Source organism: Pseudomonas sp. REST10 (genome assembly GCF_029542605.1).
Taxonomy (GTDB): Bacteria; Pseudomonadota; Gammaproteobacteria; order Pseudomonadales; family Pseudomonadaceae; genus Aquipseudomonas; species Aquipseudomonas khazarica.
This window is the reverse complement of sequence record NZ_CP035677.1, coordinates 3,620,841-3,641,817: the sequence shown is the minus strand read 5'-3', so window position 1 is coordinate 3,641,817 and position 20,977 is coordinate 3,620,841. Positions and strand designations below refer to the sequence as shown.

The 20,977-nt window shown below is 64.5% G+C and carries 21 protein-coding genes; 17 read left to right on the top strand and 4 right to left on the bottom strand.

Annotated features, from left to right (window positions below):
* Positions 1-90 precede the first annotated feature (90 nt).
* The 8 genes from EWH21_RS17170 (at position 91) to ispD (ending at position 7,805) form a co-directional block, all read left to right on the top strand.
* Positions 91-1,041, top strand: coding sequence for an acetyl-CoA carboxylase carboxyltransferase subunit alpha (locus EWH21_RS17170; protein ID WP_175253769.1), 951 nt, complete (start codon positions 91-93; stop codon positions 1,039-1,041).
* 58 nt (positions 1,042-1,099) lie between these two features.
* Positions 1,100-2,422 (top strand): tRNA lysidine(34) synthetase TilS, encoded by a 1,323-nt coding sequence (gene tilS / locus EWH21_RS17165; protein WP_277698909.1) that lies wholly within the window; start codon positions 1,100-1,102, stop codon positions 2,420-2,422.
* A gap of 155 nt (positions 2,423-2,577) precedes the next feature.
* Positions 2,578-4,209 carry a CTP synthase gene (locus EWH21_RS17160; protein ID WP_037053793.1) on the top strand — a complete coding sequence of 544 codons (1,632 nt, stop codon included), beginning with the start codon at positions 2,578-2,580 and terminating at the stop codon, positions 4,207-4,209.
* A gap of 3 nt (positions 4,210-4,212) precedes the next feature.
* The gene (gene kdsA / locus EWH21_RS17155; protein WP_179554630.1) at positions 4,213-5,058 is read left to right on the top strand and encodes a 3-deoxy-8-phosphooctulonate synthase; all 846 of its coding nucleotides are present in this window, start codon (positions 4,213-4,215) and stop codon (positions 5,056-5,058) included.
* 146 nt (positions 5,059-5,204) lie between these two features.
* Positions 5,205-6,494 (top strand): phosphopyruvate hydratase, encoded by a 1,290-nt coding sequence (eno, locus tag EWH21_RS17150; RefSeq protein WP_134677476.1) that lies wholly within the window; start codon positions 5,205-5,207, stop codon positions 6,492-6,494.
* Positions 6,495-6,583: 89 nt separating this feature from the next.
* Positions 6,584-6,784: a hypothetical protein gene (locus tag EWH21_RS17145; RefSeq protein ID WP_134677477.1), complete on the top strand. Its 201-nt coding sequence runs from the start codon at positions 6,584-6,586 to the stop codon at positions 6,782-6,784.
* Positions 6,785-6,831: 47 nt separating this feature from the next.
* Entirely contained in the window at positions 6,832-7,110 is a 279-nt protein-coding gene (locus EWH21_RS17140; protein ID WP_037053844.1) for a septum formation initiator family protein, read from the top strand.
* Complete coding sequence (ispD, locus tag EWH21_RS17135; protein WP_152489208.1) at positions 7,107-7,805, top strand: 2-C-methyl-D-erythritol 4-phosphate cytidylyltransferase; 699 nt, start codon at positions 7,107-7,109, stop codon at positions 7,803-7,805. Before EWH21_RS17140 ends, ispD begins: the two co-directional genes overlap by 4 nt.
* Before the next feature lie 3 nt (positions 7,806-7,808).
* Here ispD and EWH21_RS17130 read toward each other — a convergent pair whose 3' ends face one another.
* Both EWH21_RS17130 and EWH21_RS17125 read right to left on the bottom strand, forming a co-directional pair.
* The gene (locus EWH21_RS17130; RefSeq protein ID WP_037053803.1) at positions 7,809-8,132 is read right to left on the bottom strand and encodes an HPF/RaiA family ribosome-associated protein; all 324 of its coding nucleotides are present in this window, start codon (positions 8,130-8,132) and stop codon (positions 7,809-7,811) included.
* Positions 8,133-8,252: 120 nt separating this feature from the next.
* Positions 8,253-9,149, bottom strand: coding sequence for a LysR substrate-binding domain-containing protein (locus EWH21_RS17125; RefSeq protein ID WP_037053805.1), 897 nt, complete (start codon positions 9,147-9,149; stop codon positions 8,253-8,255).
* 173 nt (positions 9,150-9,322) lie between these two features.
* On the opposite strand from EWH21_RS17125, the gene EWH21_RS17120 reads away from it, so the two are divergent.
* The 9 genes from EWH21_RS17120 to rpoS all read left to right on the top strand — a co-directional run bounded on the left by EWH21_RS17120 (position 9,323) and on the right by rpoS (position 17,354).
* A complete protein-coding gene (locus EWH21_RS17120) occupies positions 9,323-10,435 on the top strand; it encodes an S-(hydroxymethyl)glutathione dehydrogenase/class III alcohol dehydrogenase (RefSeq protein ID WP_037053808.1) in 1,113 nt (370 codons plus the stop codon).
* Positions 10,436-10,506: 71 nt separating this feature from the next.
* A complete protein-coding gene (fghA, locus tag EWH21_RS17115; RefSeq protein ID WP_277698908.1) occupies positions 10,507-11,349 on the top strand; it encodes an S-formylglutathione hydrolase in 843 nt (280 codons plus the stop codon).
* Between the two features lie 76 nt (positions 11,350-11,425).
* Positions 11,426-11,899 (top strand): 2-C-methyl-D-erythritol 2,4-cyclodiphosphate synthase, encoded by a 474-nt coding sequence (gene ispF, locus EWH21_RS17110; RefSeq protein ID WP_037053815.1) that lies wholly within the window; start codon positions 11,426-11,428, stop codon positions 11,897-11,899.
* Positions 11,896-12,954 (top strand): tRNA pseudouridine(13) synthase TruD, encoded by a 1,059-nt coding sequence (gene truD, locus EWH21_RS17105; RefSeq protein ID WP_277698907.1) that lies wholly within the window; start codon positions 11,896-11,898, stop codon positions 12,952-12,954. Before ispF ends, truD begins: the two co-directional genes overlap by 4 nt.
* Positions 12,942-13,691, top strand: coding sequence for a 5'/3'-nucleotidase SurE (gene surE, locus EWH21_RS17100; protein WP_037053820.1), 750 nt, complete (start codon positions 12,942-12,944; stop codon positions 13,689-13,691). The genes truD and surE overlap by 13 nt, the downstream gene beginning before the upstream one ends.
* Positions 13,692-13,729: 38 nt before the next feature.
* Positions 13,730-14,365, top strand: coding sequence for a protein-L-isoaspartate(D-aspartate) O-methyltransferase (locus EWH21_RS17095; protein ID WP_167494371.1), 636 nt, complete (start codon positions 13,730-13,732; stop codon positions 14,363-14,365).
* A gap of 25 nt (positions 14,366-14,390) precedes the next feature.
* Entirely contained in the window at positions 14,391-15,329 is a 939-nt protein-coding gene (locus EWH21_RS17090; protein ID WP_037053825.1) for a DUF368 domain-containing protein, read from the top strand.
* Positions 15,330-15,414: 85 nt separating this feature from the next.
* Complete coding sequence (locus EWH21_RS17085) at positions 15,415-16,245, top strand: peptidoglycan DD-metalloendopeptidase family protein (RefSeq protein ID WP_277700630.1); 831 nt, start codon at positions 15,415-15,417, stop codon at positions 16,243-16,245.
* 101 nt (positions 16,246-16,346) lie between these two features.
* Positions 16,347-17,354 (top strand): RNA polymerase sigma factor RpoS, encoded by a 1,008-nt coding sequence (gene rpoS / locus EWH21_RS17080; RefSeq protein ID WP_037053828.1) that lies wholly within the window; start codon positions 16,347-16,349, stop codon positions 17,352-17,354.
* Positions 17,355-17,870: 516 nt separating this feature from the next.
* Here rpoS and fdxA read toward each other — a convergent pair.
* Together fdxA and mutS are read right to left on the bottom strand one after the other, a co-directional pair.
* Positions 17,871-18,194, bottom strand: a complete 324-nt coding sequence (gene fdxA / locus EWH21_RS17075) for a ferredoxin FdxA (protein ID WP_037053831.1) — start codon at positions 18,192-18,194, stop codon at positions 17,871-17,873.
* Positions 18,195-18,333: 139 nt separating this feature from the next.
* Positions 18,334-20,901 carry a DNA mismatch repair protein MutS gene (mutS, locus tag EWH21_RS17070; protein WP_277698906.1) on the bottom strand — a complete coding sequence of 856 codons (2,568 nt, stop codon included), beginning with the start codon at positions 20,899-20,901 and terminating at the stop codon, positions 18,334-18,336.
* Positions 20,902-20,977 lie beyond the last annotated feature (76 nt).

Below are 20,977 nucleotides of genomic sequence, written 5' to 3'. Positions count from 1 at the left end.
TGTCGACCCGCTGCGTCCTATCCCTTAAGGTAGGGCGCCTAATGGATACAGCTCCCCGGCCACTTGGCCGTCGACGCAAGACGGATGACTATGAACCCGAATTTCCTCGACTTCGAACAGCCGATCGCCGACCTGCAAGCCAAGATCGAAGAGCTCCGCCTGGTCGGTAATGACAACTCGCTGAACATCGGCGACGAGATCGCCCGCCTGCAGGACAAGAGCAGCGCCCTGACCGAAAGCATCTTCGGCAACCTGAGCAGCTGGCAGATTGCCCAGCTCGCCCGTCATCCGCGCCGCCCCTACACCCTGGACTACATCCAGCACATCTTCACCGAGTTCGACGAGCTGCACGGTGATCGTCACTTCTCCGACGATGCCGCCATCGTCGGTGGTGTGGCGCGTCTGGCTGACCAGCCGGTGATGATCATCGGCCACCAGAAAGGCCGTGAAGTGCGCGAGAAGGTACGCCGCAACTTCGGCATGCCGCGCCCGGAAGGCTACCGCAAGGCCTGCCGCCTGATGGAAATGGCCGAGCGCTTCAAGATGCCGATCCTGACCTTCATCGACACCCCCGGCGCCTACCCAGGCATCGATGCCGAGGAGCGTGGGCAGAGCGAGGCAATCGCCTGGAACCTGCGCGTCATGGCGCGCCTGAAGACCCCGATCATCGCCACCGTGATCGGTGAGGGTGGCTCCGGCGGCGCACTGGCCATCGGCGTCTGCGACCAGCTGAACATGCTGCAGTACTCCACCTACTCGGTGATCTCGCCGGAAGGTTGCGCCTCCATTCTCTGGCGCACGGCCGAGAAGGCGCCGGACGCTGCCGAAGCCATGGGCATCACCGCCGAGCGCCTGAAGGACCTGGGCATCGTCGACCAGGTCATCGCCGAGCCGCTGGGTGGCGCGCATCGTGATCCTGCCGCCGCCTCCGAGTCGATCCGCCAGGAACTGACCAAGCAACTGGCCAGCTTGCAGGAGCACGACACCGAGGCGCTGCTCAAGCGTCGTTATGACCGCCTGATGAGCTACGGCATCGCCTGATCCATCCTGTGCAAATCACAACGGGCCTTCGGGCCCGTTGTTGTTTTAAGCTGCGTCGATGACTGCTCTCGATAATCGCCTGCGCCAGGCCCTGGCGCCCTGGCGCACCGCCTCGGCCTGGTGCGTTGCCTTCTCTGGCGGCCTGGATTCCAGCGTGCTGCTGCATCTGCTCGCCGAGCTGGCCCGGCGGGAGGCCGTGCCAGCGCTCTCGGCCATTCATGTGCAGCACGGCCTGCAACCGGTCGCTGCGGCCTGGCCTGAGCATTGTCGGCAGTTCTGCGCAGCGCTGGGCATCCCTTTGCAGGTGGTTGCCGTGCAGGTGGCGGCGCGGGCCAGTGTCGAGCAGGCGGCGCGGCAGGCGCGCTACGCGGCCTTTGCCGAGCACCTGCAGCCGGATGCGGTGCTGTTCAGCGCCCAGCACCGTGATGACCAGGCGGAGACGCTGCTGTTTCGCCTGCTGCGCGGCGCCGGTGTGCGAGGCCTGGCGGCCATGCCAGGGCAGCGCCCGTTGGGGCGGGGGACGCTGCTGCGGCCGCTGCTCGATTGCTCGCGGGCCGAGCTGCAGGGCTACGCCGAGGCGCACGGGCTGAGCTGGATCGAAGACCCGAGCAACGCCGACACACGCTTCAGCCGCAACTTCCTGCGCCAGCGGGTGATGCCGTTGCTGGCCGAGCGCTGGCCCCGGGCTAGTGTCGCTCTCGCGCGCAGCGCGGCGCACCTGAGCGAGGCCGAGCAGCTGTTGGGCGAGCTGGCCCGCATAGATCTGCAGGCTGCACGCGGCGAACCGCTCTTTCCCTGGCTGGCGCTGCCATCGCTCGAGCTGTCGCTGGTAACGCAACTGAGCGATGCGCGGCAGCGCAATCTGCTGCGTCATTGGCTGGCGCCGTTGAGTCGCATGCCCGACAGCGATCACTGGGCCGGTTGGCGGGACCTGCGCGACGCGGCCGGGGATGCGTCGCCCGTCTGGAAGCTGGCGGATGGCGAGCTGCACCGCGCCGATGGCCGTCTGTACTGGCTCAGCGCTGACTGGCTGGCGCCGCCTGTGCTGCCCGATCCTGCCGTTGTGCGCGTGCAGGGCGCATCCGAACTGCCTGGCAACGGTGAGGTGCAGATAAGAGGTGAGCTGCCTGCGGGGCGCTGGCACCTGCGCTACCGCCTGGGCGGCGAATCGCTGCACCTGCCGGAGCGTGGCAGGCGCGACCTCAAGCGCCTGCTCAACGAGTGGCGTGTGCCGGCGTTCGTGCGTCCGCGACTGCCATTGTTGTTCGATGGCGACGAGCTGATGGCCGTGGCGAATCTGGCGCAATCAGCGTCGTTACAGGCGTGCGGCGTGCGTCTTCACTGGTCGCCGCCGATCGGCGCGCAAGGTTTGAGCTGGTAAGGCGTTTCGGGTAGACTACGCTCCCGTCTTAATACAGCTTTTGCCGACTCCCCCAGGGAGCTTGGCGGGCTTGCCATTGTTTGTTGCGAGTAATGGCGCTCCTTCGCTTTCCCCGGCGGCACTGACCGCTTAAACGCAGACTTCTAGGGTTTTTCATGACGCGCTACATCTTCGTCACGGGTGGTGTTGTTTCTTCATTGGGGAAAGGCATTGCCTCGGCTTCACTGGCGGCCATCCTGGAGGCGCGGGGCCTGAAGGTCACCATGCTCAAGCTGGACCCCTATATCAACGTCGATCCGGGCACCATGAGCCCGTTCCAGCACGGTGAGGTGTTCGTCACGCAGGACGGCGCCGAGACCGACCTCGACCTGGGCCACTACGAGCGGTTCATCCGCACCACCATGACCCAGAACAACAACTTCACCACCGGCCGCGTGTACGAAGACGTACTGCGCAAGGAGCGCCGTGGTGACTACCTGGGTGCGACCATCCAGGTCATCCCGCACATCACCGACGAGATCAAGCGTCGCATCATCAAGGGCGCCGGCGATGCCGACGTGGCCCTGGTGGAGATCGGTGGCACCGTGGGTGACATCGAGTCGCAGCCGTTCCTCGAGGCGATCCGTCAGCTGCGCGTCGAAGTCGGCGCCAAGCGCGCGATGCTCATGCACCTGACCCTGGTGCCGTACATCGCCACCGCCGGCGAGACCAAGACCAAGCCGACCCAGCATTCGGTCAAGGAACTGCGTTCCATCGGCCTGCAGCCGGACGTGCTGGTATGCCGCTCCGATCACCCGATCGATGTGTCCTCGCGGCGCAAGATCGCCCTGTTCACCAACGTCGAAGAGCGTGCGGTGATCAGCCTGGAAGACGTCGATACCATCTACAAGATTCCGGGCGTGCTGCATGCGCAGGGCCTGGATGACTTCGTCGTCGAGCGTTTCGGTCTGGAGTGCGGCAGTGCCGACCTCTCCGAGTGGGACCGTGTGGTCGATGCCAAGCTCAACCCGGAAAAAGAAGTCACCATCGCCATGGTCGGCAAGTACATGGAACTGCTGGACGCGTACAAATCGCTGATCGAAGCGATGAGCCACGCCGGCATCCAGAACCGGACCAAGGTCAACCTGCGCTACATCGATTCCGAAGACATCGAGAACCAGGGCACCGCGCTGCTCGAAGGCGTGGACGCCATCCTGGTGCCCGGCGGCTTCGGTCTGCGTGGCGTGGAAGGCAAGATCAAGACCGTGCAGTACGCCCGCGAGAACAAGATTCCCTACCTGGGTATCTGCCTCGGCATGCAGGTGGCGGTCATCGAGTACGCCCGCAACGTAGTGGGCTGGAGCGACGCCAACTCCACCGAGTTCGACATGGCCAGCCAGCATCCGGTGGTGGGTCTGATCACCGAATGGCAGGACGCCGCAGGCAGCGTCGAGCAGCGCAGCGAAAGCTCCGACCTGGGCGGCACCATGCGCCTTGGCGCGCAGGACTGCCAGCTGCAGGCCGGTTCGCTGGTGCATGACTGCTACGGCAAGGACGTGATCGTCGAACGTCATCGCCATCGCTACGAGGTGAACAACAACCTGCTGCCGCAACTGACCGACGCCGGCCTGAAGGTCACTGGCCGTTCCGGTGACGGCGCGCTGGTCGAAGTGGTCGAGGCGCCGGATCATCCGTGGTTCGTCGCGTGCCAGTTCCACCCGGAATTCACCTCCACGCCGCGTGACGGCCACCCGCTGTTCAGCGGTTTCGTCAACGCCGCGCTGGCACAGAAAGGGAAGAAGGTCTAAGGCATGGCTCAGAAGATCATCAAGGTCCGCGATATCGAGATCGCCAACGACAAGCCGTTCGTGCTGTTCGGGGGTATCAACGTACTCGAATCGCGCGACCTGGCCATGCAGGCGTGCGAGGAGTATGTGCGGGTCACCGAGAAGCTCGGTATCCCCTACGTGTTCAAGGCCAGTTTCGACAAGGCCAACCGCTCCTCCGTCACCTCCTTCCGTGGCCCCGGCCTGGAAGAGGGCATGAAGATCTTCGAGGAAGTGAAGAAGACCTTCGGCGTGCCGGTGATCACCGACGTTCACGAGCCGCATCAGGCGGCTGCCGTGGCCGAAGTGTGCGACATCATCCAGCTGCCGGCCTTCCTCTCCCGGCAGACCGACCTGGTGGTGGCCATGGCCAAGACCGGTGCGGTGATCAATATCAAGAAGGCGCAGTTCCTCGCGCCGCAGGAGATGAAGCACATCCTGCACAAGTGCGAGGAAGCCGGTAACGATCAGCTGATCCTCTGCGAGCGTGGTTCGAGCTTCGGTTACAACAACCTGGTGGTGGACATGCTCGGCTTCGGCATCATGAAGCAGTTCGAGTACCCGGTGTTCTTCGACGTGACCCATGCCCTGCAGATGCCGGGCGGTCGTGCCGATTCCGCCGGCGGCCGCCGTGCCCAGGTCACCGACCTGGCCAAGGCCGGTATCAGCCAGGGCCTGGCCGGTCTGTTCCTCGAGGCGCATCCGGAGCCGGAAAACGCCAAGTGCGACGGTCCCTGTGCGCTGCGCCTGAGCAAGCTGGAGCCCTTCCTCGCTCAGCTCAAGCAGCTGGATGACCTAGTGAAGAGTTTTCCGCCGATCGAGACTGCCTGAACCGGTCGCAATCCGGTAAAGTGCCGCCCCAGAAAATCCCCCTGACCCGTGAGTCAGAGTGTGCCGCCGACCTGCCTGCGGGCAGCGGCGGTCTCGCGCAGCCCGCTGCTGCCGTCTTACCGTCAACTATTGGAGTGTTAACAAGAATGGCAAAGATCGTCGACATCAAGGGTCGTGAGGTTCTCGACTCCCGTGGCAATCCCACCGTGGAAGCCGACGTCATCCTCGAAGGCGGCATCGTCGGCAGCGCTTGCGCACCCTCCGGCGCCTCCACCGGCTCGCGCGAAGCGCTGGAGCTGCGTGACGGTGACAAGAGCCGCTACCTGGGCAAGGGCGTACTGAAGGCCGTGGCCAACATCAACGGCCCGATCCGCGACCTGCTGCTGGGCAAGGACGCGACCGATCAGCAGGCGCTGGACCGTGCGATGATCGAACTCGACGGCACCGAGAACAAGGCTTCGCTGGGCGCCAACGCCATCCTCGCCGTGTCCCTGGCTGCCGCCAAGGCCGCTGCCCAGGCCAAGGGCGTGCCGCTGTACGCGCACATCGCCGACCTCAACGGTACGCCGGGCGTCTACTCCATGCCGGTGCCGATGATGAACATCATCAATGGCGGCGAGCACGCCGACAACAACGTCGACATCCAGGAATTCATGGTCCAGCCGGTCGGCGCCAAGAACTTCGCCGATGCCCTGCGCATGGGCGCCGAGATCTTCCATCACCTCAAGGCCGTGCTCAAGGCCCGTGGCCTGAACACTGCCGTGGGCGACGAGGGTGGCTTCGCGCCGAACCTGGCGTCCAACGAAGACGCGCTGGCCGCCATCGCCGAAGCCGTGGCCAACGCCGGCTACAAGCTGGGTGACGACGTGACCCTGGCCCTGGACTGCGCCTCCAGCGAATTCTTCAAGGACGGCAAGTACGACCTGGAAGGCGAAGGCAAGGTGTTCGACGCCGCGGGCTTCGCCGACTACCTGGCCGGTCTGACCCAGCGCTACCCGATCATCTCCATCGAAGACGGCATGGACGAGTCCGACTGGGCCGGCTGGAAAGTGCTGACCGACAAGATCGGCGCCAAGGTGCAGCTGGTCGGTGACGACCTGTTCGTCACCAATACCAAGATTCTCAAGCGTGGTATCGACGAGAAGATCGGTAACTCGATCCTGATCAAGTTCAACCAGATCGGCTCGCTGACCGAGACCCTGGAAGCCATTCAGATGGCCAAGGCCGCCGGCTTCACCGCCGTGATCTCGCACCGCAGCGGCGAAACCGAAGACAGCACCATCGCCGACCTGGCCGTGGGCACTGCCGCAGGCCAGATCAAGACCGGTTCGCTGTGCCGCTCCGATCGCGTGTCCAAGTACAACCAGCTGCTGCGCATCGAAGAGCAGCTGGGTGGCAAGGCCGCGTACAACGGCCGCGCCGAGTTCCGCGGCTGACAACGGCCTGTTGCGCGTCGCTCCTGCAGCGTCAGGAACAGGTTCGGCAAGCCGCCTCAGCGCGGCCCGAAGGGGGAGTGGAGTGACTCATGCTCATTGGCTTCAGTAAACTCCGCTTCCGCACCTGTTTTTCCTGGCAGGACGCTGACTCGCAAGATCGTTTGGCTTTGGAAAAGGGCGACGCAAGTCGCCCTTTTTCGTGGGCGCCTCGTCGCCATCAGGGAACCATTGCACGGATGCAGGACCTTAAAACCCATGTCACTCATCAGTCCGCTTCTTTTCAAGCATGAACGCAGCCCCTACCATGCCGATGACTCATTTCGCGAGCCGCCGCTCCATGCGTAGTCCGTACTGGCTGTTCATCGTGCTGATCCTGTTGCTGGCCGGTCTGCAGTATCGCCTGTGGGTCGGCGAGGGCAGTCTTGCCCAGGTCAGTCGTCTGCAGCAGCAGATTGCCGAGCAGCGCGGCGAGAACGAGCGCCTGCTGGAGCGCAACCGTATCCTCGAGGCCGAGGTGATGGAGCTCAAGCGCGGCATGGAGACCGTCGAAGAGCGTGCACGCCAGGAGCTGGGCATGCTCAAAGAGGGCGAGACCCTCTACCTGCTGACCGAATGAGCGCGAGATTCTGGCTGGTGATTCCAGCCGCCGGTATCGGCGCGCGCATGGCCGCAGATCGTCCCAAGCAGTACCTGCAGGTGGCCGGTCGCAGCATTCTCGAGCATACGCTGCAGCGCTTTCTCGATCATCCCGCTCTGCGTGGGGTGGTGGTGAGCCTGGCGGCCGACGATCCGTACTGGCCCGCGCTGGCCGTCGCCAGCGATCCGCGCATCCGCCGGGCTGCCGGTGGGCGTGAGCGCGCCGATTCGGTGCTGGCCGGCCTCGAAACCCTGAAGAACGAAGGCGCGGCCGACGACGACTGGGTGCTGGTGCATGACGCTGCCCGTCCCAATCTGGCTCTGGAAGACCTGCAACGCCTGCTGGACAGCCTGGCCGACGACCCGGTCGGTGGTCTGCTGGCGGTGCCCGCCCGCGATACCCTCAAGCGTGCCGGCGCCGACGGAAGGGTGCAGGAAACCGTCGATCGCAGCGTGATCTGGCAAGCCTATACGCCACAGATGTTTCGCCTCGGCGCCTTGCGCCAGGCACTGGCGCAGGCCTTGCGGGCGCAGGTGGCGATCACCGATGAGGCGTCGGCCATGGAGTGGGCCGGACTGGCGCCGCGTCTGGTCGAGGGGCGGGCGGACAACCTCAAGGTGACCCGCCCGGAAGACCTGCAGTATCTGCAGGTCCTGTGGTCGGAGCCGCGCTGAGTCTCAGTGAGCCCAGCGCTTGGCATCCTTGCCGAGGTTGCGTTCCAGTGCATGGGTCAGCTTGTTCACCGCACCGTCGATGGCCTGCTGCAACTCGGCGGCATCGTGGGAAACCGTCAGCGGGTCACGGCCCTTCATCCGCGCTTCCACCTTGCAGCGCTTGTCCTGTGGGCCGTTCTTGAGCGCATTTTCGTCGGAGAGGTGGAGTTCGATCCGGGTGAGATGGTCTTCGTAGCGTTGCAGCTTGGCCTGCACGCGACTGCGAATATCGTCCTTCAGGGCCATCGAGGAGGCAACGTGCTTACCGCTGTTGACCAGAACCTGCATAACCATGTCCTCATGCTGATGAGTGGCGAAGCCCCGTCGGCGAGGCTCCTGGTTACGACGCTGTTGCCGCGTCCGAGTTTCCCGCCGGCTTGTGACATTCCATGACCGTTCAGCGTGGCGTCAGCTCGGCACACGGTATTCGGCGCGCTGGCTGAGGCCGGAGCGCAGGGTATCGATCAGCTGGCGGACCTTGGGGGAGAGGTGACGCTGCTGCGGATAGAGGGCCCACACCGCGGTGTTCGGCGGACGGTGCTGCTCCAGCAGCGACACCAGGCGCCCGCTGCGCAGGTGCTCGAGTACGTAGTAGTCCGGCAGCTGGCAGAGGCCGAAACCGCGTAGCGCGGCGTCGAGTACCGACTGACCGCTGTTGCAGCGCCAGTTGCCCTGCACGCGAACCTGGGTTTCCCGGCCGTTTTCCGCAAAGCCCCAGTGGTCGCTGCTGCCGATCAGGCAGTTGTGCCGCGCCAGTTCCGACAGCGAATGCGGGCGCCCATAGCGCTGCAGGTACTCCGGCGCCGCGCACAGGTACATCTCGCGAGGTGCCAGGCGCGCGGCCATCAGGCGCGAGTCCTGCAGCCGTCCCAGACGGATGGCCAGGTCCAGGCCCTCGTGAAGCAGGTCGAGCTGGCGGTTGCTCAGCTCGATTTCCACGCGCAGCTGGGGGTGGCGGGCCATGAAGTCGTTCACCAGTGGCACGATGAAGCGCTCGCCATAGGCGACGGCGCAGGTCAGGCGCAGCAGGCCCTTGGGTTCCGCCCCCAGATCGCCAACCGCGCGCAGGGCCTCCTCGCGAGCATCCTGCAGGCGCTGGCAATGCTGCAGGAACAGCTGGCCGGCCTCGGTCAGCGCCACACGCCGGGTGCTGCGGTAGAACAGGCGGCTTTGCAGGCGATCTTCCAGGCGCGCCACCTGGCGACTGACCTGGGAGGTGGACAGGCCCAGGCGCTCGGCGGCGGCGCTGAACTGGCCGCATTCGGCAACGGCGACGAACTCGTCGAGTCCTTCCCAGCGATTCATGTGTTCTCCATCGGGCTGCGCGTGCCGGCTGGCGGGTGATCCGCGAGCAGCTGTCAGCAGCAGGCGGCATATTATCCCTGTGTAGCAATAATGTTTTGATATTTCTCTGATTATCTCTTTATTGGCTTGATCTAGACTGCTCGCCACGTTCACTCACGCTCAGGAGAGCTTCCATGATCAAGTCCCGCGCTGCCGTCGCATTCGGCCCCAACGAGCCGCTGAAGATCGTCGAGATCGATGTCGAGCCGCCGAAGGCCGGTGAAGTGCTGGTGCGCATCGTCGCCACCGGCGTCTGCCACACCGATGCCTACACCCTGTCTGGCCAGGATTCCGAGGGGGTCTTCCCCTGCGTGCTGGGGCACGAGGGTGGCGGCATCGTCGAGGCGGTCGGCGAGGGCGTGACCTCGGTCAAGGTCGGTGACCATGTGATCCCGCTGTACACCGCCGAATGCGGCGAGTGCAAATTCTGCAAGTCGCAGAAGACCAACCTGTGCAGCTCGGTGCGTGCCACCCAGGGCAAGGGCCTGATGCCGGACGGCACCACCCGCTTCAGCTACAACGGCGAGCCGATCTATCACTACATGGGCTGCTCGACCTTCTCCGAGTACACCGTGCTGCCGGAAGTCTCGGTTGCCGTGATCCCCAAGGAAGCGCCGCTGGACAAGGTCTGCCTGCTGGGTTGCGGCGTGACCACCGGCATCGGTGCCGTACTCAACACCGCCAAGGTGGAAGAGGGCGCTACCGTGGCCATCTTCGGTCTCGGCGGCATCGGCCTGGCGGCGATCATCGGCGCCAAGATGGCCAAGGCCTCGCGCATCATCGGTATCGACATCAACCCGGCCAAGGAAGCGGTCGCCCGCGAGCTGGGCCTGACCGACTTCGTCAACCCGAAGGAGCACAGCAAGCCGATCCAGGACGTCATCGTCGAAATGACCGACGGCGGCGTCGACTACAGCTTCGAGTGCATCGGCAACGTGCAACTGATGCGTGCCGCGCTGGAGTGCTGCCACAAGGGCTGGGGCGAGTCGACCATCATCGGCGTGGCACCGGCCGGTGCCGAGATCAGCACCCGTCCGTTCCAGCTGGTCACCGGTCGTGTCTGGCGCGGCAGCGCCTTCGGTGGCGTCAAGGGCCGCAGCGAGCTGCCGGGCTATGTGGAGAAGTCGCAGAAGGGTGAAATCCCGCTGGATACTTTCATCACCCACAACATGGGTCTGGACGAGATCAACGAGGCGTTCGAGCTGATGCACGAAGGCAAGAGCATCCGTACCGTCATCCATTTCTGATAGCGGCAAGCGACGAGCTACAAGCGACCAGTGGCCTGTCGCTTGTGGCCTGACGCTGTCCGGAGGGGCTTATGGAAAACATTTCCTGCCAGAAGAGTTTCGGTGGCTGGCACAAGCGCTATCGCCACCGTTCCACCACCCTGGGTTGCGACATGGTGTTCGCCGTCTACCTGCCGCCGCAGGCCGAGCAGGGCGGCAGGCTGCCGGTGCTGTACTGGCTGAGCGGGCTAACCTGCACCGACGAGAACTTCATGCAGAAGGCCGGGGCGCAGCGCCTGGCCGCCGAGCTGGGGCTGGTGATCGTGGCGCCGGATACCAGTCCGCGTGGCGACGATGTGCCGGGTGACCCGGACAACGCCTGGGACTTCGGCAAGGGCGCGGGCTTCTACGTCAACGCTACCCAGGAGCCCTGGGCGCGCAACTACCGCATGCACGACTACGTGGTGCAGGAGTTGCCCGCGCTGATCGAGGCCAACTTCCCGGTGTCCGACCGCCGTGGCATCGCCGGCCACTCCATGGGCGGGCATGGTGCGCTGGTCTGCGCGCTGCGCAACCCGGGGCGCTACCGCTCGCTGTCGGCGTTCTCGCCGATCAGCAATCCGATGCACTGCCCCTGGGGCGAGAAGGCACTGTCGCGCTACCTCGGCGAAGACCGTTCGCGCTGGAAGGAGTGGGATGCCTGTGCGCTGCTGGCCGAGGCCGGCGAGCGTCTGCCGATTCTGGTGGATCAGGGCGATCGTGACGATTTCCTCGAGAACCAGCTCAAGCCCGAGGCGCTGGAGGCGGCTGCCAGGGCGGTCGGCCATCCGCTGACCCTGCGTTTGCAGCCTGGCTATGACCACAGCTACTACTTCATCGCCAGCTTCATCGAGGATCACCTGCGCCACCATGTGCAGGCACTGGCTCAGGCCTGAGTCGAGCGGATTTCATCCGAGCGAGCCGGCAAACCGGTTAGAATTGCGCCCTGACTTTTTCAGGGCGTTGTTCTTTATGCGTATCGGTCATGGCTATGACGTACACCGCTTCGGCGATGGCGATTTCATCACCCTCGGTGGCGTGCGGATTCCCCACAGGTTCGGTCTCGTCGCTCATTCCGACGGTGATGTGCTGCTGCACGCACTGAGCGACGCCCTGCTCGGCGCGGTGGCGCTGGGTGATATCGGCAAGCACTTTCCCGATACCGATCCGACCTTCAAGGGCGCCGATAGCCGGGCGCTGCTGCGTCACGTGATGGGCCTGGTGCGAGCCAAGGGCTTCGCGGTGGGCAATGTCGACGCCACCATCGTCGCCCAGGCGCCGAAGATGGCGCCGCACATCGAGGCCATGCGCGCGTGCATCGCTGCGGATCTCGGCGTGCAGCTGGACCAGGTCAACGTCAAGGCCACCACCACCGAGAAGCTGGGCTTCACCGGGCGTGAGGAAGGGATCGCGGTGCATGCCGTGGCCTTGCTGGTCAAGGCATGAACGAGCGGCAATTGCTGGGCCCGCGCGCCCATGGCGAGGCCTGCGGGCGCGCCGTGCTCAAGGCCACGGCCGAGGACTTCCAGGTCGATGAAGTGCTGGACATTCCGCTCACCGGCCAGGGTGAACACCTCTGGCTGTGGGTGGAGAAGCGCGGCCTGAACACCGAGGATGCCGCCCGTCGCATCGCCCGCGCTGCGGGGCTGCCCCTCAAGGCGGTCAGCTATGCCGGCCTCAAGGATCGCCAGGCACTCACCCGTCAATGGTTCAGCCTGCACCTGCCAGGCAAGGTCGACCCCGATCTGGCGGCCGCCGAAAGCCCGACGCTGAGCATCCTCAAGCGCGAGCGGCACAATCGTAAGCTGCAGCGCGGTGCCCACTCGGCCAACGGCTTCATCCTGCGCCTGACCGCGCTGCAGGCCGACCGCGAGGCGCTGGAGCAGCGCTTGCGGCAGATCGCCGAGCAGGGCGTGCCCAACTATTACGGGCTGCAGCGTTTCGGCTTCGACGGTGGCAACCTGCTGGAGGCGCGGCGCCATGCCGAGCGCGAGGAACTGCCGGTGCAGCGCAACCTGCGTTCGCGGCTGCTGTCTTCGGCACGCAGCTACCTGTTCAACCGCGTGCTGGCCGAGCGGGTCGCCGCAGGGAGCTGGAACCAGGCGTGCGTCGGCGATCTGCTGGCCTTCACCACCAGCCGCAGCTTCTTCATGGCCGGGGAGGCCGAGTGCCAGGATCCGCGCCTGGCGATCCTCGATCTGCACCCCACCGGGCCGCTCTGGGGCGAAGGGCTGCCCCCGACCGCGCAGGCGGTGAACGAGCTGGAACAGGCGGTCGGCAGTGAGGAGCCGGCTCTGCTCGCCTGGTTGAGCAAGGCGGGCATGGCTCACGAACGACGCATTCTGCGCCTCCCCATTCAGAGCCTTACGTGGCATTATCCGGAACCCGATATTCTGCAACTTGCATTCGTCCTGCCGGCCGGGAGTTTCGCCACCGTCGTGGTGCGCGAGCTCGTCGACCTCATGCCGACAGGGCAGACGGATACTCCATGCGAATTCTGATTTCCAACGACGACGGGGTGAACGCACCCGGTATCGCCGCGTTGCACCAGGCGCTGGCCGATTACGCCGAGTGCGTGGTGGTTGCGCCGGCCGAAGACAAGAGTGGTGCCAGCAGTGCGCTGACACTCGACCGTCCGCTGCATCCGGTGGCGCTGCCCAACGGCTTCATCAGCCTCAATGGCACCCCGACCGACTGCGTGCACCTGGGCATCAACGGCCTGCTCGAGCAGACGCCGGAGATGGTCGTCTCCGGTATCAACCTGGGGGCGAACCTGGGTGATGACGTGCTCTATTCCGGCACCGTCGCCGCTGCGCTGGAAGGGCGTTTCCTGGACAAGACGGCGTTTGCCTTCTCGCTGCTGTCGCGCCTGCCCGACAACCTGCCGACGGCCGCCTATTTCGCCCGTAAGCTGGTCGAGGCGCACGCGCAGCTCGACTTGCCGCCGCGTACCGTGCTCAACGTCAACGTGCCGAACCTGCCGCTCGAGCATATCCGCGGCGTGCAGCTGACCCGTCTGGGCCACCGTGCCCGCGCGCCGGCGCCGGTCAAGGCGGTCAATCCGCGTGGCAAGGAAGGCTACTGGATCGCGGCCGCGGGCGATGTCGAGGATGGCAGCCCGGGCACCGACTTCCACGCCGTGATGCAAGGCTACGTTTCGGTCACGCCGCTGCGGCTCGACCGGACGTTCAATGAAGCCCTCGAAAGTATGGACGGCTGGCTGGAGGGAATCTTCTGATGCGTGGACAGGACGACATGCAGCGCAGCGGGATCGGCATGACCTCGCAGCGCACCCGTGAGCGGCTGATTCAGCGCCTCTACGAGGAAGGATTGTCCAACGCGCGGGTGCTGGAAGTGATCCGCCGTACACCGCGCCATCTGTTCGTGGATGAGGCACTGGCGCACCGCGCCTACGAGGACACCGCACTGCCCATCGGTCACAACCAGACCATTTCCCAGCCCTACATGGTCGGCCGCATGACCGAATTGCTGCTGGCCGCCGGGCCGCTGGACAAGGTGCTGGAGATCGGCACCGGTTCCGGCTACCAGACCGCCGTGCTGGCGCAGCTGGTCGAGCGGGTGTTCTCCGTGGAGCGCATTCAGGGGCTGCAGGAGCGCGCCAAGGAGCGCCTCGTCGAACTCAGCCTGCGCAACGTGGTCTTTCGCTGGGGCGATGGCTGGGAGGGCTGGAATGCGCTGGGCCCGTACAACGGCATCATCGTCACCGCCGCCGCTGCGCAGGTACCGCAGGCGCTGCTCGACCAGCTGGCACCGGGTGGTCGCCTGGTCATACCGGTCGGCAGCGGCGACGTGCAGCAACTGCTGCTGATCGTGCGCGAGGAGGAGGGCTTTTCCCGACACGTTCTCGATGCCGTGCGTTTCGTGCCGTTACTCAACGGGCCACTGGCCTGACCGCTTTATCGTTCTGGAAGGATCCATGAAGAAACATTTCCTGCTCTACGCCAAGGGCATGGCCATGGGCGCTGCCGATGTGGTGCCTGGCGTCTCCGGCGGTACCATCGCCTTCATCAGCGGCATCTACGACGAGCTGCTGCGCTCCATCGCCAGCGTTCCCGATGCGCTTCTGCTGTTGCTGCGCGGCCGTATCAAGGACGCCTGGCAGAAAGCCAATGCGACCTTTCTGCTGGTGCTGTTCAGCGGCATTCTGACCAGCATCCTCACCCTCGCACGGCTGATCACCTACCTGCTCAAGCATCACCCGATACCGGTCTGGTCGTTCTTCTTCGGTCTGATCCTCGTGTCCACCTACCTGGTGGGGCGCGAGATCGGGCGCTGGAACTGGACGCGGGTGCTGAGTTTCCTGCTCGGCCTGGGGTTCGCCTACTGGATCACCGTGGCCGCCCCGATGCACTGGGGGAGCGACCTGCCGACCCTGTTCCTGGCGGGGGCGATCGCCATCTGCGCGATGATCCTGCCGGGAATCTCCGGCAGCTTCATCCTGCTGCTGCTGGGGCTCTACTCGGTGGTGCTGGGGGCGGTGAAGGACCTCAACCTACTGGTGCTGGGCGTGTTCGCCGCCGGCTGCCTGCTCGGGTTGCTCAGCTTCGCCCGGCTGCTCAGCTGGCTGCTGGCGCGCTGGCGTGATCTGAGCCTGGCCTTTCTCAGTGGCCTGATGCTCGGTTCGCTGAACAAGGTCTGGCCCTGGAAGGAGACGCTCACCTGGCGTATCGACAGCAAGGGCGAGCAGGTGCCGCTGTTGCAGCACAACCTGCTGCCCGGGCATTTTGCCGAGATCAGCGGCCAGGATGCACAGCTGCTGATTGCCGTGCTGCTGGCAATTGGCGGGATCGTGCTGGTGCTGGGCCTGGAGTGGCTGGCACAGCGTCAACCCGCCGATGCTGGTCGCGCCGAATAAATACGGCACAATACGCCGTACTCGGAATCATTCAGGGGGCCATCGGGTGAGTCGCACCGTCGTTCACGTTCTGCTTCGCGCCACCATGGCGCTGCGCCTGCCACTGGTCACGCTCGCCGTTGCCGCGCTGGCCGGTTGCGTCAGTTCGCCCCCCGGTGGCGTGCAGGTGGTGGAGCGCGGGCAGAACCAGGGGCGGGCGCCGGTGATTCAGCGTCAGCCCGTGCGCAGTGGTCACTACGTGGTGCAGCGCGGCGACACCCTGTACTCGATCGCCTTCCGCTTCGGTTGGGACTGGAAGGCCCTGGCTGCCCACAATGGCCTGCGTGATCCCTATCTGATCCGTGTCGGCCAGATCATTCGCTTCGACAATCGCGCCCTGGCCAGCCAGCCGGTGGCGTCGACCCCCGTTCGCAGCAGCACGCCGACAACCAGCAGGCCGGCTCAGCCTGCTACTCCCGTCACCGCGCCGCCCGCGACCAAACCGGCCAAGCCGCCTGTCGCCAGCACGCCTGCCACGACACCTGTAACGCCCGTGAGTCGCTCGGCCAGTGGCTGGGCCTGGCCAACGCAGGGCTCGGTGATCAGCCGTTTTTCCTCAAACGGTAGTTTGAATAAAGGCATTGATATCGCCGGGGAATTAGGACAGCCTGTTTTAGCTGCGTCTGATGGGTCGGTGGTGTACGCCGGGAGTGGTTTGCGGGGCTACGGCGAATTGATCATCATCAAGCACAGCGACACCTACGTAAGTGCCTACGGTCACAACCGCAGGCTGTTGGTACGGGAGGGGCAGCAGGTCAAAGCCGGGCAAAGCATTGCCGAGATGGGATCAACAGGGGCCGACCGGGTGAAACTGCACTTCGAGATTCGCCGCCAAGGTAAACCTGTCGATCCACTGCAATACCTGCCACGTCGTTGATCCGCCGCTGACTCGTTCCATCTCGTGGGAGGGACGGGCTCAGGTATGGCCAGGACGGTTCCGCCAGAGTCTGTTGTCGAACTCAGCTAGGGACAACAACAATGGCTCTCACAAAAAAAGAAGCGCCGGAGTTTGACGTCGACGATGAGCTGCTCCTCATGGAGCCGGGTATCGTCTTGGGCGAGGTTCAGGGCGATGAGGTGGAAGCACCGGTCGCGCGTACCAAGACCAAGAACGCCGCTCCCTCCAAGCAGCACAAGTACATCGATTACACCCGGGCGCTCGACGCCACTCAGCTTTACCTCAACGAAATCGGTTTCTCTCCCTTGCTCACACCCGAAGAGGAAGTGCACTTCGCGCGTCTGGCGCAGAAGGGCGATCCTGCCGGGCGCAAGCGCATGATCGAGAGCAACCTGCGCCTGGTCGTCAAGATCGCTCGGCGTTACGTCAATCGCGGCCTCTCTCTGCTCGATCTGATCGAAGAGGGGAACCTGGGGTTGATTCGCGCTGTGGAGAAATTCGATCCGGAGCGTGGTTTCCGCTTTTCAACCTATGCGACCTGGTGGATCCGCCAGACCATCGAACGGGCCATCATGAACCAGACGCGAACCATCCGTTTGCCGATTCATGTGGTCAAGGAGCTCAACGTATACCTGCGTGCGGCTCGTGAACTGACCCAGAAGCTCGACCATGAGCCTTCAGCGGAAGAAATTGCCAACCTGCTGGAAAAACCGGTGGGTGAGGTCAAGCGCATGCTGGGCCTCAACGAGCGGGTGTCCTCGGTGGACGTCTCGCTCGGTCCGGACTCGGACAAGACGTTGCTCGACACCCTGACCGACGATCGTCCGACCGACCCGTGTGAGCTGCTGCAGGACGATGACCTGTCGCAGAGCATCGACCAGTGGCTCTCGGACCTGACCGACAAGCAGCGTGAAGTCGTGGTGCGCCGCTTCGGCTTGCGTGGCCATGAGAGCTGTACGCTGGAAGAGGTGGGACAGGAGATCGGTCTGACCCGCGAGCGGGTCAGGCAGATCCAGGTGGAGGCGCTCAAGCGTCTGCGCGAGATTCTCGAAAAGAATGGCCTTTCGAGCGACGCACTGTTCCAGTAGCGTTCGCCTCGATCACCAACCCGGCTTCGGCCGGGTTTTTTCTGCGTCCCCGTGTAAGTCATCACTTACAGACGCTGTCAGCGTTTGGGGCGGCTGCCTCTTGTTTTTGTCTTTTTATTTTTTAACTCATTGTTTTTGAACGTATTTTTATTTTCAGGAACTGGATGAGGGCGGTTTTTGCCGGCTTGCAGGGAAGTCTGTAGCGGCTAATATCACAACCGTGCTTAGGGATAAGCACAGGTCATCAGGACGATGATCAGGAACATCGCAAGAAGCGATTCATCAGGATGATGGGCTTGGAAATAAAGGGACTAGGGAATAAAAGTGGGCGGCGCAAGCCGCCCCTTTTTTTGCCCGCCATTCCTGCCCGCAATCCGCAAGGGCACCCGCCACGTCAGGCGTGGCGCCGGCAACTGGCCTCCGCGATGTGCACCGCGGTGCGCCGACTGTTCCGAGTGAGGCTATCCCATAATGCGAAAGACCCGCACTTGGCGGGTCTTTGCGTTCTGCAGCGGCTTAGCGCTCCAGGTGCTGCAGCTTGTCCTTCACGCCATCCCACTCTTCGGCGTCGGCCAGGGCGTCCTTCTTCTCGGTGATGTTCGGCCAGACTTCAGCCAGGTCGGCGTTCAGCTCGATGAACTCCTGCTGGTCTTCCGGCACCTCGTCTTCCGAGAAGATGGCCTGGGCGGGGCACTCCGGCTCGCACAGGGCGCAGTCGATGCACTCGTCAGGATGGATGACCAGAAAGTTCGGGCCCTCGTAGAAGCAGTCCACCGGGCAGACTTCCACGCAGTCGGTGTATTTGCACTTGATGCAGTTGTCGGTGACGACGAAGGTCATGTCTGATTCTCTCCTCGGGCGGCGGCCTGGGCCCTTTCTGTGAAGGGCTCTCAGGCGCTCTGTCAGGGGCCGCGGCTCAGGCTGTAAACCGGGCGGTCGTAAAATTGCGCGCGATTCTAGCAGTTTGTTGTATTGAGCGTTAGATCTGCGTCTTCCATGTATATAACAGTTCCAACGCTTTGCGCGGAGTCAGATCATCCGGATTGATCGTATGCAATTGCTCCAGCAGCGGGTGCGGCGTGCTGGCGAACAGGTCGCTCTGCATCGGTGCTTGCGGCTGTCCGGGCTCTTGCCGAGGTCGATCGTGCGGCAGGCTGGTGGCTTCCAGACGCGCCAGGTGCTCACGGGCGCGGCTGATCACGGTGCCGGGCACGCCCGCCAGCTGTGCCACGGCCAGGCCGTAGCTCTGGCTCGCAGGCCCCGCCTGGACGTGGTGGAGGAAGACGATGCGCTCGTTGTGCTCGGTGGCCGAGAGGTGCACGTTGGCCACCACCGGCTCGCTTTCCGGAAGCACGGTCAGCTCGAAGTAATGGGTGGCGAACAGGGTGAAGGCGCGCAGGCGGGCCAGGTGTTCGGCCGCCGACCAAGCCAGCGACAGGCCGTCGAAGGTGCTGGTGCCACGGCCAACCTCGTCCATCAGCACCAGGCTGCGTTCGCTGGCGTTGTGCAGGATATTGGCGGTTTCGCTCATCTCCACCATGAAGGTCGAGCGTCCACCGGCGAGGTCGTCACTGGAGCCGATGCGGGTGAAGATACGGTCGACCAGTGACAGTTCGCAGGCGGCGGCAGGGACGAAGCTGCCGATGTGCGCCAGCAGCACGATCAGCGCGGTCTGGCGCATGTAGGTGGATTTACCGCCCATGTTCGGACCGGTGATGATCAGCATGCGGCGGTTGTCGTCGAGGTCGAGGTCGTTGGCCACGAACGGTGTGGTCAGCACCTGCTCGACCACCGGGTGGCGGCCCTGATCAATGCGCATGCAGGGTTCTTCGACGAAGCGCGGGCGGTTCAGGTCGAGATTCAGCGCGCGTTCGCCCAGGTTGCTCAGCACATCCAGTTCGGCCAGCGCCGCGGCACTGTCCTGCAACGGCGCCAGGTGGCCGATCAGGCGCTCCAGCAGTTCGTCATAGAGCATCTTCTCGCGGGCCAGGGCACGGCTCTTGGCCGACAGGGCCTTGTCCTCGAACTCCTTCAGCTCCGGGGTGATGAAGCGCTCGGCGCCCTTGAGCGTCTGCCGGCGAATGTAATCGGCGGGGGCCGACTCCGCCTGCTTGGTCGGCAGTTCGATGAAGTAGCCGTGCACGCGGTTGTAGCCGACCTTGAGGTTGGCCAGGCCGGTGCGGGCCTTTTCGCGCGCTTCCAGGTCCATGAGGAACTGGCCGGCGTTCTCGCTCATTGCCTGCAGTTCGTCCAGTTCGGCGTCGTAGCCGGTCTTCAGCACGCCGCCGTCACGGATGACCGCCGGCGGGTTGTCGATGATGGCGCGGGCCAGCAGGTCGGCCAGCTCGGGGTAGGTGGCGATGCTGCTTGCCAGTTGCTGCAGGTGCGGCGTGTCCAGCGGAGTCATCGCCTGCTGCAGCTCGGGCAGTGCGGCGAGAGCGTCACGCAGGCGGGCGAGGTCGCGTGGACGGGCGTTGCGCAGGCCGATACGGGCCAGGATCCGCTCCAGGTCGCCGATCTCCTTGAGCTGCGGTTGCAGCGTCTCGAAACGGTAGCCGTCGAGCAGGCAGGCGATGGCGTTCTGACGCGCTTCGAGTACGGCACGATCACGCAGCGGACGGTTCAGCCAGCGCCCGAGCAGGCGGCTGGCCATGGCGGTCTGGCAGCGATCCATCACCGATTGCAGGGTGTTGTCGCGCCCACCGGAGAGGTTGATGTCCAGCTCCAGATTGCGGCGGCTGGCGCCGTCGAGGATCACCGTGTCGTCCAGGCGTTCGTGACGCAGGCTGCGCAGGTGGGGCAGTGCGGTGCGCTGGGTTTCCTTGGCGTAGCCCAGCAGGCAGCCGGCGGCGCCGATGGCCAGGGTCAGGTTTTCGCAGCCGAAGCCTTTCAGGTCCTGGGTGCCGAACTGCTGGCACAGGCTCTTGAAGGCACTGTCGCGGTCGAAGTCCCAGGGCGCGCGACGTCGAGAGCCCTTGCGCTTTTCGGCTGGGAGGCCCTGTGGCCAGTCGTCGGGGATCAGCAACTCGGCGGGGTTCAGACGCTCCAGTTCGGCCAGCAGGTTTTCCCAGCCCCTGATTTCCTGAACGCTGAAGCGGCCGCTGGTGATGTCCAGCACGGCCAGGCCGAACAGGCGCTCGTCACCCAGCACGGCAGCCAGCAGGTTGTCGCGGTGTTCGTCGAGCAGGGCCTCGTCGCTGATGGTGCCGGGAGTGATGATGCGCACCACCTGGCGCTCGACCGGGCCCTTGCTGGTGGCCGGATCGCCGACCTGCTCGCAGATCACCACCGACTCGCCAAGCTTGACCAGCTTGGCCAGGTAGCCTTCGACCGAGTGGAAGGGGATGCCGCACATGGGAATCGACTGACCGGCCGACTGGCCGCGCGCGGTCAGGGTGATGTCCAGCAGCTTGGCGGCCTTCTTCGCATCCTCGTAGAAGATCTCGTAGAAGTCGCCCATGCGATAGAACATCAGCTGATCCGGGTGCTGGTTCTTCAGCTTCCAATATTGCTGCATCATCGGGGTGTGAGCGGAGAGATCGGTCATGCCGGGCCTTAGGTGCGGTGGGTGTGACGAAGCCGGGAATTTTCCCATACTTCGCCCACCGCGTGGACCCCGAATC